Annotated in this window: 13 protein-coding genes; 3 read left to right on the top strand and 10 right to left on the bottom strand. The window is 69.7% G+C overall.

Features of this window, described 5'->3' with window-relative positions:
- A complete protein-coding gene (locus tag ACIA8L_RS14220) occupies positions 1-405 on the top strand; it encodes a hypothetical protein (protein WP_395904282.1) in 405 nt (134 codons plus the stop codon).
- A 12-nt stretch (positions 406-417) separates the two neighbouring features.
- On the opposite strand, the gene ACIA8L_RS14215 is transcribed toward ACIA8L_RS14220, so the two are convergent.
- Together ACIA8L_RS14215 and ACIA8L_RS14210 are read right to left on the bottom strand one after the other, a co-directional pair.
- Entirely contained in the window at positions 418-945 is a 528-nt protein-coding gene (locus ACIA8L_RS14215) for a hypothetical protein (RefSeq protein ID WP_395904280.1), read from the bottom strand.
- Positions 942-1682 (bottom strand): amino acid-binding protein, encoded by a 741-nt coding sequence (locus ACIA8L_RS14210; protein WP_395904278.1) that lies wholly within the window; start codon positions 1680-1682, stop codon positions 942-944. Before ACIA8L_RS14210 ends, ACIA8L_RS14215 begins: the two co-directional genes overlap by 4 nt.
- 219 nt (positions 1683-1901) lie before the next feature.
- Here ACIA8L_RS14210 and ACIA8L_RS14205 point away from each other — a divergent pair, with 219 nt between their 5' ends.
- Positions 1902-2924 carry a phosphotransferase family protein gene (locus ACIA8L_RS14205; RefSeq protein ID WP_395904276.1) on the top strand — a complete coding sequence of 341 codons (1023 nt, stop codon included), beginning with the start codon at positions 1902-1904 and terminating at the stop codon, positions 2922-2924.
- The gene (locus ACIA8L_RS14200) at positions 2924-4141 is read left to right on the top strand and encodes an acyl-CoA dehydrogenase family protein (protein WP_395904274.1); all 1218 of its coding nucleotides are present in this window, start codon (positions 2924-2926) and stop codon (positions 4139-4141) included. The genes ACIA8L_RS14205 and ACIA8L_RS14200 overlap by 1 nt, the downstream gene beginning before the upstream one ends.
- 301 nt (positions 4142-4442) lie before the next feature.
- On the opposite strand, the gene ACIA8L_RS14195 is transcribed toward ACIA8L_RS14200, so the two are convergent.
- From ACIA8L_RS14195 to ACIA8L_RS14160, 8 genes are all read right to left on the bottom strand, one after another.
- Entirely contained in the window at positions 4443-4931 is a 489-nt protein-coding gene (locus ACIA8L_RS14195; protein WP_395904273.1) for a hypothetical protein, read from the bottom strand.
- 81 nt (positions 4932-5012) lie between these two features.
- Positions 5013-6080, bottom strand: a complete 1068-nt coding sequence (locus tag ACIA8L_RS14190; RefSeq protein ID WP_395906257.1) for a LacI family DNA-binding transcriptional regulator — start codon at positions 6078-6080, stop codon at positions 5013-5015.
- Positions 6081-6140: 60 nt separating this feature from the next.
- Complete coding sequence (locus ACIA8L_RS14185; RefSeq protein WP_395904272.1) at positions 6141-8570, bottom strand: GH36-type glycosyl hydrolase domain-containing protein; 2430 nt, start codon at positions 8568-8570, stop codon at positions 6141-6143.
- A gap of 22 nt (positions 8571-8592) precedes the next feature.
- Positions 8593-9630, bottom strand: coding sequence for a LacI family DNA-binding transcriptional regulator (locus ACIA8L_RS14180; protein ID WP_395904270.1), 1038 nt, complete (start codon positions 9628-9630; stop codon positions 8593-8595).
- 1 nt (position 9631) lies between these two features.
- Positions 9632-11035 carry a GH1 family beta-glucosidase gene (locus ACIA8L_RS14175; protein WP_395904268.1) on the bottom strand — a complete coding sequence of 468 codons (1404 nt, stop codon included), beginning with the start codon at positions 11033-11035 and terminating at the stop codon, positions 9632-9634.
- Entirely contained in the window at positions 11035-11952 is a 918-nt protein-coding gene (locus tag ACIA8L_RS14170; protein WP_395904267.1) for a carbohydrate ABC transporter permease, read from the bottom strand. The genes ACIA8L_RS14175 and ACIA8L_RS14170 overlap by 1 nt, the downstream gene beginning before the upstream one ends.
- Positions 11949-12926: a carbohydrate ABC transporter permease gene (locus ACIA8L_RS14165; protein ID WP_395904265.1), complete on the bottom strand. Its 978-nt coding sequence runs from the start codon at positions 12924-12926 to the stop codon at positions 11949-11951. Before ACIA8L_RS14165 ends, ACIA8L_RS14170 begins: the two co-directional genes overlap by 4 nt.
- Positions 12927-13016: 90 nt before the next feature.
- Positions 13017-14330, bottom strand: a complete 1314-nt coding sequence (locus tag ACIA8L_RS14160; protein ID WP_395904263.1) for an extracellular solute-binding protein — start codon at positions 14328-14330, stop codon at positions 13017-13019.
- Positions 14331-14964: the final 634 nt, after the last annotated feature.

Genomic DNA, 14964 nt, shown 5'->3' with positions numbered 1-14964 from the left:
ATGACGATCACCCTCACCGCCCAGGACCGGACCACGATGCGCATCGCCGCCTACGGCGCCGTCACCCTCCTGTCGGCCGCCGGCGCCGCGGGCGGCTCCCCGCACAGGATCGCCACGCGGGGCAGCATCGCCCTGGGCACCGCGACCGGCCTGGTCGGCCACGTCCTGGCCAAGCCGGCCGGCCACAAGGACCTCAACGGCCGCTCGGTCGCGGAGATCGCCGACCGCGTCCTGCCCGCCCTGACCGCGACCGTCACCCTGCTGCAGACCCACGCCCCGGCCGAGGCCGCCAACTTCCGCGACACGGTGACCACGGCCCTCGAGTCCGCCACGGGCGACACGCAGCCCACCCCGGCCATCGCCGCGATGAAGAACAAGATCACCGCGGCCCTCGACGCCGCGTGATGCCCGCCGGAGCTAGGCGGCGGTGTGCCTCGAGGCGACCCGGGCCAGCTCGACCAGGGCCTGCGCCCGGGCGTACTCGGCCGGGGTGAAGGATGGCGCCGGCCGGCGGATGTACAGCATGCCGCCGGCCGGGTCGGCCAGTTGCATGCCGGTGGCCGTGAAGCCGGCCGCGCCGGTGGAGCGCCAGGAGATGTCGCACTCCCCGAGGAGCGCATCAAGCGCCTGCTCCAGCGAGGCGCTGCCGTCCAGCACCTTGGTGGCCAGCGCGAGGACCCGGGTGGGTTCGTCGATCAGGCCGCGCACGTCGGCTGGGGCGATCCAGGCGTCGCGCCCGCGCCCGCGCGTGACGGCGTCGGCCAGGTCGCCGTGTGACAGGGCGTCGGGCGCGTCGATGAGGAACTCGTCGACGGCGCCGGACTCGGTGGTGTGGACCTGCACGGAGAGGATGTTGACCTTCCGCAGGGCCAGCGAGGCGGTGAGCACGGAGAGGAAGCCCGGGCGGTCGTCGACCGTGGCCCGGATGCGCCAGAGGCCCATCACGCGGGCCAGGTGGATTTTGTGCCGGCGGGGCCCAGTTCCGCCAAACCGGGCCCCACCAGCCGTTCCCCCAACACAGATGCGGTTGCACCGACCAGCTGCGCCAGCCGCTCCACTTCAGAACCGTGGAACGGTGGTGCTCCCGCGTCGCCGTCCGCCCCGCCGCGTCCGACAACAAGGACCAGGCCTCCGCGCTGGAAAGGCGCGACAGCGAGATGTACGCCGTCAGCTGCACTCAACGCACGGGGCCGGAGTGGTGCGATGTCCACCTGTGGGGGGACATCCGGAGCGCGCCAGCTCGCGCTGACCACCGAGGAGTCCGACCATGCCTGAGCGCGCGCGCCGCCGCCCGCCCAGTCCGATCCGACCCGGATCGCGACCGCCCAGTCCGCGCCGAACAGTGCCGGTGCCGCGTCCACGACCGTTGCCAGGCCGTGGTCGGGGTTCGCCGCCACCTGTCCGATCAGCGCGACCTCGCGGCCGCTGCTCGGCTCCGAGAGCTCGGTGCCGCGCCACACACCGTCCACGCGCACGCCTGGGATCGCGGCGAGGCCGGTGAGCACGCGGTCGACCGGGCCCGAAGCCGGCCATACCACGGTGAAGTCGTCCACCGCACGGCCGCCGACCCGTTCCAGTACAACGACCGAAACAATATCCGCGCCGACCACACCCAGCGTCCGGGCAACCTGCCCGAGTGAGCCGGGACGGTCGGGCAGCGCAACTCTGAGCCGTAGCAGCATCTGAGTCGACCTCCCGTTCGTCCTTGGCTGAGGTGCACGCCGCCGTTGGTGTACGCCTTGCTCTCCGGTACTGCCAACAGGTTGCCTACCCCGAGTTTCCGCGCCGTTTCGCAGCGGTGTCGGCGGCGGAACATTGACCGGGGTCACGGACCGCCCAAAAAGCCACAAAACGCACCGGGAACCTTGACAGAGAACGTGTCTCAACCATGGACTGATCGGATGACCACCCCGCCCGGTCTCGACCTGCCCCGCCTGCAGTCCTACCTGGACGAGAAGGCCCCCGGCCTGGTCGGCGCGCCCCTCACCGCCGAGCTCGTGACCGGCGGCCGCTCCAACCTCACGTACATCCTCAACGAGGTCTTCGTGCTGCGCCGGCCGCCCCTGGGCCACGTCCTGGCGACCGCGCACGACATGGGCCGCGAGTTCCGCGTCATCTCCGCATTAGGAGCGACAGCTGTGGGGGTACCGGATGCGCTGCTGCTCTGTGCGGACGACGCGGTGCTCGGTGCGCCGTTCTATCTCATGTCCCGCGTGCCCGGCACGGTGCTGCGCCACCGGGAGCAGACCGATCCGCTCGGTGACGACGGCCGCCGCACAGTCGCCTTCGCCATGATGGACACCCTGGCCGAGCTGCACCTGGTCGAGCCGGCGGAGGTGGGCCTGGCCGAGTTCGGCCGGCCCGAGGGGTTCCTGGAGCGGCAGGTGCGCCGCTGGAGCAAGCAGCTGGACGGCTCCCGCAGCCGCGACCTGCCCGCCGCCGACGCCCTGCGCGAACGGCTCGCCGCGTCGATCCCGGCCAGCCCGCGGCCGGCGATCGTGCACGGCGACTACCGCCTCGACAACCTGATCATCGACCCCGTCACCCTGCGCGTCGCCGCGGTCCTGGACTGGGAGATGGCCACGATCGGCGACCCGCAGACCGACCTGGGGCTGCTGCTGGCCTACTGGAACGTCCTGGACCGCATCAAGACCGGCCGCAACCCGATCGCCGACGGGCTGGGCGCGGCCGCGGGCTTCCCGAGCGGCGACGAGCTGCTCGCCCGCTACGCGCGCAGCGCCCCGCTCAGCGACGACCTGCACTGGTACGTCGGCCTGGCCTGCTACAAGCTGGCCGTCGTGCTCGAAGGGATCCACTACCGCTACACGCACGGCCAGACCGTCGGCAAGGGCTTCGACGAGATCGGGGCGCTCGTCCCGCCCCTGCTCGACGAGGGCATCGCAGCGATCAACGGAGAGAGCTGATGGACTTCGGATTCGACCAGCGCACGGCCGAACTGCACGAGAAGCTCACCGACTTCATGGACGAGGAGGTGTACCCCGCCGAGCCCGTCCTGGAGCAGCAGCTGAGCGCGGCCGCGAACCCGTGGGCGCGCCCGCCCGTCATCGAGGACCTCAAACGCTCGGCCCGGGAACGCGGCCTCTGGAACCTCTTCCTTCCCGACGCCGGCCATGGCGCCGGCCTCACCAACCTGCAGTACGCCCCGCTCGCCGAGATCACCGGCCGCAGCCCCAACCTGGCTCCCGAGGCCCTCAACTGCGCCGCCCCCGACACCGGCAACATGGAGGTCCTGGCCCAGTTCGGCTCGCCCGAGCAGCAGGACCGCTGGCTCAAGCCGCTCCTCGAGGGCCAGATCCGCTCCGCGTTCTGCATGACCGAGCCGGACGTCGCCTCGTCCGACGCCACCAACATCGCGACCCGCATCGAGCGCGACGGCGACAGCTACGTCATCAACGGCCGCAAATGGTGGTCGTCCGGGGCGATGAACCCCAACTGCCAGGTCCTCATCGTCATGGGCAAGACGGACACCGAAGCCGAACGCCACAAGCAGCAGAGCATGATTCTGGTACCGCGAGACACGCCCGGCATCACCATCAAGCGCGGCATGCACGTCTTCGGCTACTCCGACGCCGCCCACGGCGGACACGCCGAGGTCATCTTCGACAACGTCCGCGTCCCCGCCGACTCCCTCATCGCCGGCGAGGGCCAGGGCTTCGCCATCGCCCAAGCCCGCCTGGGCCCGGGCCGCATCCACCACTGCATGCGCCTCATCGGCATGGCCGAACGGGCCCTGGAGCTGCTCTGCGTCCGCGTCAACGAGCGGATCGCCTTCGGCCGCCCCCTGGCCGAACAGGGCGTCATCCAGGAGTGGATCGCCGAGTCCCGGGTCCGCATCGAACAGGCCCGCCTCCTGGTCCTCAAAACCGCCTGGCTGATGGACACGGTCGGCAACAAGGGCGCCCACACCGAGATCCAGTCCATCAAGATCGCGGTCCCGTCGATGGCCGAATGGGTCATCGACAAGGCCATCCAGGCCTTCGGCGCCGCCGGCGTAAGCCAGGACACCCCCCTGGCCGCCCTGTGGTCAAGCGCACGAACCCTCCGCCTGGCCGACGGCCCCGACGAGGTCCACCGAGCCTCCCTGGCCCGGCGCGAGCTGCGAAAATACGCTGTAACATAGCTCGCTCCGCTCGCGGCCGGGAAGGCTTCGCCTCCACCTGCGACCCCGCACAATCCACGCCGCGAGCGCCGGGCCGAAGACGGTCGCCCAAAACCGTCCCGGGCCGGCACCGCGAGCCGCTCCTCAGCCCGCCCGCGCCCGCGCGACCGCGCCGGCGTAGGGGCGGAGGCGGCGTAGTGAAGCGCCGGGCGATCACGGAGTCGGCCGCGAAGGCATGAAGACGTGAAGGCATGAAGGGCCGGCACCCCGCACGGGGCCGGCCCTTCGTCAGCGCTTGTTCGGACCAGAAGTGGTCCGGTGGTCACGGGGTCGGGGGGATGACCGGTTCGCTGGGGTTCGGGACGACGCGCTGGTATGGGGCGGGGGCATCCGCCGTGCTCGACAGCTCGTCCGGGTCGTCGCTGAAGCGGTCGGTCGCGGCCTGGATGGCTTTCGGCGCCGAGGCCGCCACCGCCCAGCCCACCGCCACGCCGCCCAGGACGGCCACCGCGATCCAGCCCCACGGCGTGCGCTGGCGCTTGCCGGACAGCGCGTCCAGGGCCAGGTTGGCCCGCTTCCACGCCTCCGACGACGCCGAGCCCACCCGGTCCGACGTCTTGGCGTACGCCGAGCCTACGCGGTCCGACGCCGTGCCGTAGCGGTCCGAGGCCTCGCTGGCCAGGTCGCCCGCGCGGTCCTTGACGGTGCCGCCGAACGAGCGGGCGCTGTCCAGCGCCGAGTTCAGGTAGTCCCAGGCGTCCTCGGCCACACTCTCCGCGCGGCGCTTACGCTTCTTCCACTCACTGCTCATCGAAATCGCCACCTCCTCCGATGTCCGGCTTTCCCGGCTCGGCGCAAAAGCAAACGCCGCCCGGGCCGCATGAGATGAACGTCAGGCCGATTCCCGGCGGACCAGGTGGGTCTCGACCATCACCGACGAGGAGGCCGCGCCGCCGATGCGGGCGATCAGCAGGCGGGCCATCTCCCGGCCCATGGCCTCGACGGGCTGGTGGACGGTGGTCAGCGGCGGGTCGGTCTGGCGGGCGATGGCCACGTCGTCGAAGCCGATCAGGGCCACGTCCTGCGGCACCCGCTGGCCCAGCGCGCGCAGGGCCCGCAGCGCGCCGACGGCCATCAGGTCGGAGGCGGCGAAGACCGCGTCGATGGAGGGGTCGGCGGCCAGCAGCTCGTGCACCGCACGCTCGCCGCTGGCCTCGGAGAAGTCGCCGTAGACGATCAGCCGATCGTCCACCGGAAGCCCGGCCCGCTGCAGCGCCTCGCGGTAGCCGGCGAGGCGGGAGACGCCGGCGGCCATGTCCTGCGGGCCGGCGATCGCGGCGATGCGGCGGCGCTGGCGGTCGAGCAGGTGGCCGACGGCGATGCGGGCGCCGCCCTCGTTGTCGGCGTCCACGTAGGAGAGCTGCGACAGCTGGGCGGTGAAGTTGAGCTGCTCGTCGTCGGCGAGCATCTGGGCCGGGCGGCCGCCGAGGACGACCGGGAGGCCGCGGCGCTCCAGGAGCAGGGGCAGCGGGTCGGCGTCGTGCAGGGAGAGCAGCATGACGCCGTCGACGTGCTGGTTGGTCAGGTGGTGCTCGACCCGCTCGCGCTCGGCCGGGGACTGGGCCATCGCCAGCCACAGCTGCAGCTGGGTGCCGGCCAGGGCGGAGCTGATCCCGCGCACGATGCCGGCGAAGAACGGCTCCCCGAAGACCCGCTCCTCGGACTCGGAGACGACCAGCGCGACGGAGTCGGTGCGCTGGGTGACGAGGGCCCGGGCGGCGCGGTTGGGCACGTACCCCAGCTCGTCGATCGCCTTCTGCACCGCCGCGCGGGCCTCGGGGCTCACCTGGGGTGAGCCGTTGACCACGCGCGACACGGTGCCGCGGCCGACGCCGGCCCGCAGGGCGACCTCATCGAGCGTGGGCCGGCCGGCGGAACGCGGGCGGCCCGGGGACGGGATGTTCACGCCTCATTGTGCGCACATCCCGTCACCGGGCCACCCAGCAGCCCCAGCGATCTTTCAGGAAACCGTCAAGTTCACCTCAACGACCGAGCCTTCGGGGGCCAACGGGAGGACTGCGTCGGGAGCCAATGCAGCACCGTCGACGGTCAGCGCACGCGCCGCACCGCGCTGGACCACGATCCGATACGTCGCTCCCCGGAACTGGCGAACCGCCGTGAACCCGGACCAATCCGACGGGATCACCGGGTCGACGCGCAGCCCCGTGAGCTCGGGCCGGATGCCGAGGATCCACTGGCTGATCGCGGTGAAGTTGTAGGCCGCCGTCCCGGTCAGCCACGAGTTCTTGGCCTCGCCGTGGGTCGGGGCGTCCTTGCCGGCGATCATCTGCGCGTAGACGTACGGCTCGCACCGGTGCACCTCGCTGATCGCCTCGCGGGCGGAGGGCAGGATGCGCTTGTAGTAGTCGAACGCCGCGTCGCCGTTGCCGACGATCGTCTCCGCGATCATGATCCAGGGGTTGGTGTGGCAGAAGATGCCGGCGTTCTCCTTGTACCCGGGTGGGTAGGACGAGATCTCGCCGAGCTCGAGGCGGTAGGAGCTGTAGGCCGGCTGCTGCAGCACCACACCGTGCGGGGTGGCGAGCCGCTCGCGCACGCTGGCCAGGGCCTTCACCGCGAGGCCGTCCTCGACGCCGACACCGCCCATGATGCACATGCCCTGCGGCTCGACGAAGATCTGACCCTCGTCGTTGGATGCGGAGCCGATGACGTTGCCGTAGAAGTCGTAGGCGCGGCGGAACCAGGCCCCGTCCCAGCCGTGCTCGGCGATCGTGCCGGCCATCTTCTCGGCCGCGTCCAGGTACTCCTGGTGCGGCTTGCCCACGCACAGCGCGATCCCGGCCAGCTCCTTCGCGGCGAGCACGAACTGCCCGGCGATGAAGACGGACTCGGCGACCCCGCCCTTGGCGTTCTCGGTCGTCTGGAACGGCTCCCCCGGCGTGTCGGAGAAGCAGTTGAGGTTGAGGCAGTCGTTCCAGTCGGCCCGGCCGATCAGGGGAAGACCATGAGGACCCAGACGATCGAGGGTGTACTGCAGCGACCGCTGGAGGTGGTCGTAGAGCGGCTGCTCACTGCCGGCCTCGTTGTCGTAGGGCACCGCCGCGTCGAGGATCGACAGGTCGCCGCTCTCCTTGAGGTACGCCGAGACGCCGAGGATGAGCCACAGCGGGTCGTCGTTGAAGCCGGAGCCGATGTCGTTGTTCCCGCGCTTGGTCAGCGGCTGGTACTGGTGATACGCGCCACCCGTCGACAGCTGGGTGGCGGCGATGTCGAGAATCCGTTCCCGGGCCCGCTCGGGGATCATGTGCACGAAGCCCAGCAGGTCCTGGTTGGAGTCGCGGAAGCCCATGCCGCGGCCGATGCCGGTCTCGAAGCCCGAGGTCGAGCGGCTCATGTTGAACGTGACCATGTTCTGGTACGCGTTCCAGATGTTGACCATCCGGTTGGTGTCGCTGTCCGGCGTCTCCACCTGCAGGGTGCCCAGCAGCCGGTCCCAGTTCTCGCGCAGCGCGGCGAAGCCGGCGTCGACCGTCTCCTGCCGGAGCCAGCGCTCGATCACCGGGCGGACCGTCCGCTTGTTGATGGTCTGCGAGCCGGGCGGGTCGAACTTGGCGTCCTTCGGGTTCTCCCAGTAGCCGAGCACGAAGCCGATCTCGCGGGTCTCCCCCGGCGCGAGGGTGACCCGCACGTGGTGGGAGCCGTGCGGCTGCCAGCCGTGCGCGACCGAGTCGGACGAGCTGCCGCGCTCGACGGCGATCGGGCGGTCCCAGGCGCGGTACGGGCCGAGGAACGCCTCGCGCTGGGTGTCGTAGCCGGCCAGGGGCTCGGAGCAGGCGAAGTAGGCGAAGTGGTCGCGCCGCTCGCGGTACTCCGTCTTGTGGTAGATGACCCCGTCGACGACCTCGACCTGGCCGGTGTTGAAGTTGCGCTGGTAGTTGGTGGCGTCGTCCTGGGCGTCCCAGAGCGCGAACTCCACCGAGGAGAAGACCGAGAGCTCGGCCGCCGACTCGCGCTCGTTGGTCAGCCGCAGCCGCCAGACCTCCAGGGTCTCGCCGAGCGGGACGAAGTACGACACCTTCGCCTTGATGCCCTGGTAACCGGAGGCGATCTGGGTGTAGGACAGCCCGTGCCGGCATTCGTACTCGTCCAGCTCGGTCTGCGTCGGCTGCCAGGTGGGCGACCAGAACTCACCGCTGGCGGCATCGCGCAGGTAGAGGTAGCGGCCGCCGAAGTCGAAGGGCGCGTTGTTGTACCGGTAGCGGGTGAGGCGGCGCAGCCGCGCGTCGCGGTAGAACGAGTAGCCGCCGGCGGTGTTGGAGATGATGCCGAAGTACGACTCCGTCCCCAGATAGTTGATCCAGGGCAGCGGGGTGTCGGGCCGGTCGATCACGTACTCGCGACGTTCGTCGTCGAAGTGGCCGAAGCGCACGGTTGCCTCCTGCGGGGTGGTCTTAGGCCGACTCGCGCACCACGAGGTGCGTGTCCAGCACAGTCGAGTGGGCCGGCCCGCCGGCGATGCGGGCCAGCAGGAGCCTGGCCATCTCGCGACCCATGCCCTCCACCGACTGGTGCACGGTGGTGAGCGGCGGCAGGGTCTGCCGGGCCACGGCGGAGTCCTCGAAGCCGACCACGGCGACGTCCCCGGGGACGGCCCGGCCCTGCTCACGCAGGGCGCGGATGGCCCCGGCGGCCATCAGGTCGGAGGCGGCGAAGACGGCGTCGAGCCCCGGATTGAGATGCAGCAGGCGGTACATCGCTTCGGCGCCGCTCGCCTCGCTGAAGTCGCCGTATGCGACGAGACGGTCGTCGAACGGGTGGGCCGCGCGGCGCAGGGCCTCACGGTAGCCGCGCAGGCGGGCCTTGCCGACCCCCATGTCCTGCGGACCGGCGATCGCCGCGACGCAGCGGCGCCCCAGGTTGAGCAGGTGCTCGACGGCCAGCCGGGCGCCGCCCTCGTTGTCGTTGTCGACGAACGAGATGGCGTGCCCGTTGTGCTCGCCGCCGGTGGTGCCCGTCTCCAGCATGAGCGCGGTGCGCCCGCCGAGGACGGTCGGCAGCCCCCGCCCGGCCAGCAGGCCGGGCAGCGGGTCGTCGTCGTGGAGTGACAGCAGCAGGACGCCGTCGACGTGCTGGTCGTTGAGGTGCCGCTCGACCAGCACGCGCTCGGCGACCGACTGGGCCATCGCGAGCCACAGCTGCATCTGGGTGTCGGCCAGGTGCGAGCTGACGCCACGCACTATTCCGGCGAAGAACGGCTCACCGAAGACCCGCTCCTCGGACTCGGAGACGACCAGCGCCACCGAATCGGTCCGGCGGGTCACCAGCGCCCGCGCGGCCCGGTTGGGAACGTACCCGAGCTCGTCGATGGCCTTCTGCACCGCCGCACGGGCCTCCGGGCTCACCTGCGGCGAGCCGTTGATGACCCGGGAGACGGTGCCGCGCCCGACACCGGCCAGGGCCGCGACCTCGTCGAGTGTCGGGCGGTGCACGCTACTCGGCCAGGCCGTTGCGCCGGATGACCTCGCGGTAGCGGTGCCCGCTGGTCTTGAGGGTGCGCGTCTGGGTCGCATAGTCGACCGCGACCAGCCCGAAGCGTTTGGTGTACCCCCACGCCCACTCGAAATTGTCGAGCAGCGACCAGGCGAAGTAGCCCTTGAGCGGGGCACCCTGCTCGATCGCGGCCAGACCGGCCCGGAAGTGGGCGTCGAAGTACTCGGCCCGCTCGACGTCGTCGATCTCCCCGAGCTCGTCGCGGACGTCGACGTACGCCGCCCCGTTCTCGGTGACGTACAGCGGGACCGGCGGGTACTCCCGCGCGACCCGCACCAGGGTCTCGGTGAGCCCGGGCGCGTCGACCTCCCAGTCCATGTCCGTGACCGGGTGGCCGGGCCGCTTGTGGAACCGCACGTGCTCGCTGCCCGGCCAGGACGTGGATGCCCGCCAGTAGGGCTCGGCGGGGACGTCCGGGTCGGGTGCGCCGACGACGTGCCGGCTGTAGTAGTTGATGCCCAGCAGGTCCAGCGGCGTGGAGATGATCTCCAGGTCGCCGTCCTGCACGAAGCCGAAGTCGCTGACCCCGGCCACGTCCTGCTTGACGTCCTCCGGGTAGGCACCACGCAGTACCGGATCCAGGAAAATGCGGTTGGCCAGGCCGTCGATGCGGCGCACCGCGTCGAGGTCGTCCTCCCGGGCCGGGTCGGCCGGTGAGATCGCGTAGAGGTTCAGCGTGATGCCGGCCCGGGCCTGCGGGTCCTGGGCCTTGATCGCCTGCACCGCCAGCCCGTGGCCGAGCAGCAGGTGGTGCGTCGCGGCGAGCGCGTCCGGGGCGTGCTTGCGGCCGGGGGCGTGCACTCCGGACGCGTAGCCCAGGAACGCCGAGCACCAGGGCTCGTTGAGCGTCGTCCAGTCGCGGATCCGGTCGCCGAGCGCGCCGTGCACGAGCGCGGCGTACTCGGCGAACCGGTAGGCGGTGTCGCGGGCGGGCCAGCCGCCGGCGTCCTCGAGCTCCTGCGGGAGGTCCCAGTGGTACAGCGTGACCCACGGGGTGATCCCGTGCCCCAGCAGCTCGTCCACGAGCCGCTGGTAGAAGTCGAGGCCCTTGCTGTTGATCGACCCGCGGCCGCCCGGCTGCACGCGGGGCCAGGCGATGGAGAACCGATAGGAGCTCAGCCCCAGATCGGCCATCAGCTTGACGTCCTCGCGGTAGCGGTTGTAGTGGTCGCATGCCACGTCGCCGGTGTCCCCGCCCTTCGTCCGGCCGGGGGTATGGCTGAACGTGTCCCAGATCGACGGGGTGCGGCCGTCAACGGCGGCCGCCCCTTCGATCTGGTACGACGCGGTCGCCGCCCCCCAGAGGAACCCGGGTGGGAATGTCAGCGGGTCGATGTCGCTCATTACGCCTTGACCGAACCTTCCATGATGCCGCCGATGATCTGGCGACCAAATGCCACGAACACGAGGAGCAGCGGGATGATCGCCAGAGCTGTCCCGGTAAAGACTTGCACGTAGTCCGTCTTGTAGTAACCGGTCGCCAGAATGTTCAGCGAGACCTGGACGGTCGGCGTGTCCCCGTTGAGCACCACGTACGGCCACAGGAAGTCGTTCCACGTCTCCATGAACGTGAGCAGGCCGAGGACGGCCGCGGCCGGGCGCAGCGCCGGGAGCACGACGCTCCAGTAGGTGCGCCAGGTCGAGGCACCGTCCATCCGCGCCGCCTCGATCAGCTCGTCGCTGATCGCCGACTCCGCGTACTGCCGGATCATGAACACCCCGAAGCCCTTGACCAGGAACGGCACGATCACGGCGGGCAGGGTGTTGGTCCAGTCGAGCTTCACCATCAGCAGGTACAGCGGGATGATGTTGACCTGCGTCGGGATCATCATCGTCATGATGATGACCAGCAGCAGCGCGTTCTTGCCGCGGAACTTGAGCTTGGCGAACGCGAAGCCGGCCAGGGTGGAGAAGAACACCACCGACAGCGTGACGCAGCCGGAGACGACGGCCGAGTTGATCAGGCCGTAGACGAAGTTGGCGTCGGTGTTCTCGAGCACCCGCTGGGCGTTGTCGAGGAAGTTGCCGCCCGGCAGGAGCGGCGGCGGGATGTCCGTCACCGCGCTGTTGTCCCGGGAGGCCACGATGAACGACCACACGATCGGGAAGATCGACAGCACGATCGTGATGATCAGCGCCAGGTAGGTCAGCGGGCTGGCGTCCCACAGCGCCGCGGAGGCACTGCGGACGCGGCCGGAGCGCTTCTTCGGCGGCGGGGCCTGCGTGGTCCGGTGGGGCCGGGCCGGCGTCATGGTGCTCATCGCGTCTGCCCCTTCACCGATCGGCGCACCAGCGCGAAGTTGATCAGAGCGAATATCAGGATGATCAGGAACAGCAGCCACGAGATCGCGGAGCCCCGGCCCACGTTGAAGTTGTTGGTGAACGTGGTCTCGTAGATGTACATCGCGACCGTCTGGAACTCGTTGAGCGAGCCACCCTGGATGCGGCCGTAGTTGAACAGCAGCGGCTCGGTGAACAGCTGCATGCCGCCGATGGTCGAGATGATCACCGTGAAGAGGATCGTCGGCTGGATGAGCGGCACCGTGATCCGCCAGAAGCGGCGCATCGCCGAGGCCCCGTCGAGGGAGGCCGACTCGTAGAGCTCCTTCGGCACGGCCTGCATCGCGGCCAGGTAGATCAGCGCGTTGTAGCCCGTCCAGCGCCAGTCGACCATGAACGCGATCGCGGTCCAGGAGGACCAGCGGTGGTTGCGCCACTCGACCGGGTCGAAGCCGACGGTCTGCAGCAGCCAGTTCGCCAGGCCGTAGCGGTCGGCGAAGATCAGGCCGAAGACGATGCCGACGGCGGCGACCGAGGTGATGTTGGGGATGAGGATGCCCATCCGGATCGCGGTCCGGGCCCGCATCTTCTTGTTCAGCCAGCTCGCGATCATCAGGGCCAGGATCAGCTGCGGCACCGTGGCGATGATGAACAGGCCGAACGTGTTGCCGATGACGGTCCAGAAGTGCTCGTCGGTGAGCACCTTCGTGTAGTTCTCGAAACCGACGAAGCCCTGGTCACCGCCGGTGAGCGTGTTCTTGCGCAGCGACAGGACCGCGGTGTAGACGAGGGGGTAGGCGCCGAAGATCGCGAAGAGCAGGAAGAACGGCGCAACGAAGAGGTACGGCGAAAACTTGATGTCCAGCCGGCCGAAGCGCGAGGTGCGCCGCGGCGGCGGGCCCACCGGATCCCTTCGCCCGTGGCGGGGCCCGGCGACCCCGACGTTGGAGGTCATGGTGTGGAGGTCCTTCTTCCGTAGCCGGTCGCTGGCGAGCGGAGGTGGCGAGTTGCCGCCACCTCCGCCCGGTGTCGATCGGGGTTCCGATCAGCCCTCGGCCAGCGCCTTGCTGTCCTTGATGGCCTTGTCCCAGCCCGCCTGCGGGCTCAGCTTGCCCTGCTCAGCGGCCTGCATGGCCGGCTCGAACGCGTTCTCCCAGAGGGCCTGGTGCTTCGGGCCCAGGTAGATCGGCTTGAGGGTCTTCGCGGCCTCGACGTAGATCTTGCCGACGGGCGCGTTGTTGAAGTAGTCGTTCGTCGCACCGGCGATCTGCGGGTCGGCCAGGGCCGACTGCGACGACGGCAGCGGGCCGGCCTCCTTGAAGGCGTCGATGCCGCCCTGCTTGCCGGTCAGGAACTTGATGAGCTCGAACGCCTGCTTCTGGTGCTTGCTCTGGGTCGGGATGCCCAGGTACGAGCCGCCCCAGTTGCCACCGCCACCGGGGATCGCGGCGATGTCCCACTTGTTCTTGCCGGCGTCGCCGGCGCGCTCCTTGATGACACCCGTGTACCACGGCGGGCACGGCACGGTCGCGAACGCGGCGTTCTTGAACGCGGCGTCCCAGTCCGTCTGCCAGCGGGCCAGCTTCGCGGTCAGGCCCTTGTTCGCCATGTCGATGCCCAGGTCGTAGGCCTTCTTCACGGTCGGGTTGGTGTCGCCGATGTACTTGTCGCTCTTGTCGTAGAACCAGGTGTCGCTGTTCTGCATGATGTAGGGCTGCATGATCGACGTCGCCGAGTCGATCCAGGTCGCCTTGAGGTTCTTGGACTTGAACGTCTCACCGGTCTTGACGTAGTCGTCCCACGTCTTCCACAGGGCGCTGACCTTGTCGCGCTCGGTCGGCAGGCCGGCCTGCTGGAACAGGTCGGTGCGGTAGCACATGGCCAGCGGGCCGACGTCGGTGCCGAGGCCGACGAGCTTGTTGCCGTCCGCGGTGAACGCGTTCTTCCACTTGAACGGCAGGTACTCGCTCTCCAGCGACTTGGCGCCGAGGTCGAGCAGGTTCACGAAGGGCTTGTTGTCCTTCAGGTACTGCAGCAGCATGCCCTCTTCGAGCATGACCACGTCGCTCGCGCCGCTGCCCGCGGACAGCTGCTGGGCCAGCTTCGGCACGAAGTCCTTGGTCTGGCCTTCGTTCTTGACGTCGACCTTGATGTTCGGGTTCGCGGCCTCGAAGTCCTTGACCGCCTGGGTGAACCCGGGCGTGCCGAAGTAGGACAGCGAGATCGTCACCGGGCCGTTGTCGTTGCTGCCGGTGTTGGCGTCGTCCTTCTTGGCACTGCAGGCGCCTACGCCGAGGGCGAGCCCGACGGTCAGCGCAGCCGCGGCGACGGATCGCATGCGGCGCGAGGTGAAGCTCATCCTGACCCCTCTCTCAGGTCGTGATGGGTGTGGTGTGTGGGGGTGTGATGCTCACGGCGGCGGGCATGAGAAAGCCCCGCCGGCGGTATGGCGGACATGCGATTTGATGTCTCCCACGGCCGCGGGGTGTGGCACCGGCCACAGCCGCGGGAGCGCTCCCATGAGATTGGACTGCGAACGCCGACGTGTCAATGGGGCAATGGGAGCGTTCCCATTTCGTTACCGCCAGATTTCTGCGCCCGCTTTTCGCCCGATTTGCGCAGGTGGGCGCCTTGATCCACGGTTACCGAACGTTACCCACGCGAGTGAGGGCCCTAAGTAGGCTGAAAGTTACCGGCGCCACGTTTACGAACGCGCCGGGCGGGGCAACGCGCCGGGCGCCTACGCCATGTTCCCGCAGCCTTCGGCGCGAAGAGCCGGACGAGACAAGGCATGAGCGACCACTCCGCTTCGTTCCATGGCCACTCACGCCATATTTCCCGCAGCCTTCGGCGCGAAGAGCCGGACGAGACAAGGCATGAGCGACCACTCCGCTTCGCTCCATGGCCACTCACGCCATATTTCCCGCAGCCTTCGGCGCGAAGAGCCGGACGAGACAAGGCATGAGCGACCACTCCGCTTCGCTCCATGGCCA

Origin of the sequence: Dactylosporangium sp. NPDC051541 (assembly GCF_044454505.1) — a bacterium.
Classification (GTDB): Bacteria; Actinomycetota; Actinomycetes; order Mycobacteriales; family Micromonosporaceae; genus Dactylosporangium.
Note: the sequence above shows the minus strand (reverse complement) of the source record. Positions and strands in the feature narration are given on the sequence as shown.

Bases quoted from the DNA above. Each gene is read 5' to 3' on its own strand.
- ACIA8L_RS14195 (WP_395904273.1), bottom strand. From the start codon at position 4,931: ATGAGCAGTGAGTGGAAGAAGCGTAAGCGCCGCGCGGAGAGTGTGGCC.
- ACIA8L_RS14175 (WP_395904268.1), bottom strand. From the start codon at position 11,035: ATGAGCGACATCGACCCGCTGACATTCCCACCCGGGTTCCTCTGGGGG.
- ACIA8L_RS14165 (WP_395904265.1), bottom strand. From the start codon at position 12,926: ATGACCTCCAACGTCGGGGTCGCCGGGCCCCGCCACGGGCGAAGGGAT.
- ACIA8L_RS14170 (WP_395904267.1), bottom strand. From the start codon at position 11,952: ATGAGCACCATGACGCCGGCCCGGCCCCACCGGACCACGCAGGCCCCG.
- ACIA8L_RS14220 (WP_395904282.1), top strand. From the start codon at position 1: ATGACGATCACCCTCACCGCCCAGGACCGGACCACGATGCGCATCGCC.
- ACIA8L_RS14160 (WP_395904263.1), bottom strand. From the start codon at position 14,330: ATGAGCTTCACCTCGCGCCGCATGCGATCCGTCGCCGCGGCTGCGCTG.
- ACIA8L_RS14210 (WP_395904278.1), bottom strand. From the start codon at position 1,682: ATGCTGCTACGGCTCAGAGTTGCGCTGCCCGACCGTCCCGGCTCACTC.
- ACIA8L_RS14205 (WP_395904276.1), top strand. From the start codon at position 1,902: ATGACCACCCCGCCCGGTCTCGACCTGCCCCGCCTGCAGTCCTACCTG.
- ACIA8L_RS14200 (WP_395904274.1), top strand. From the start codon at position 2,924: ATGGACTTCGGATTCGACCAGCGCACGGCCGAACTGCACGAGAAGCTC.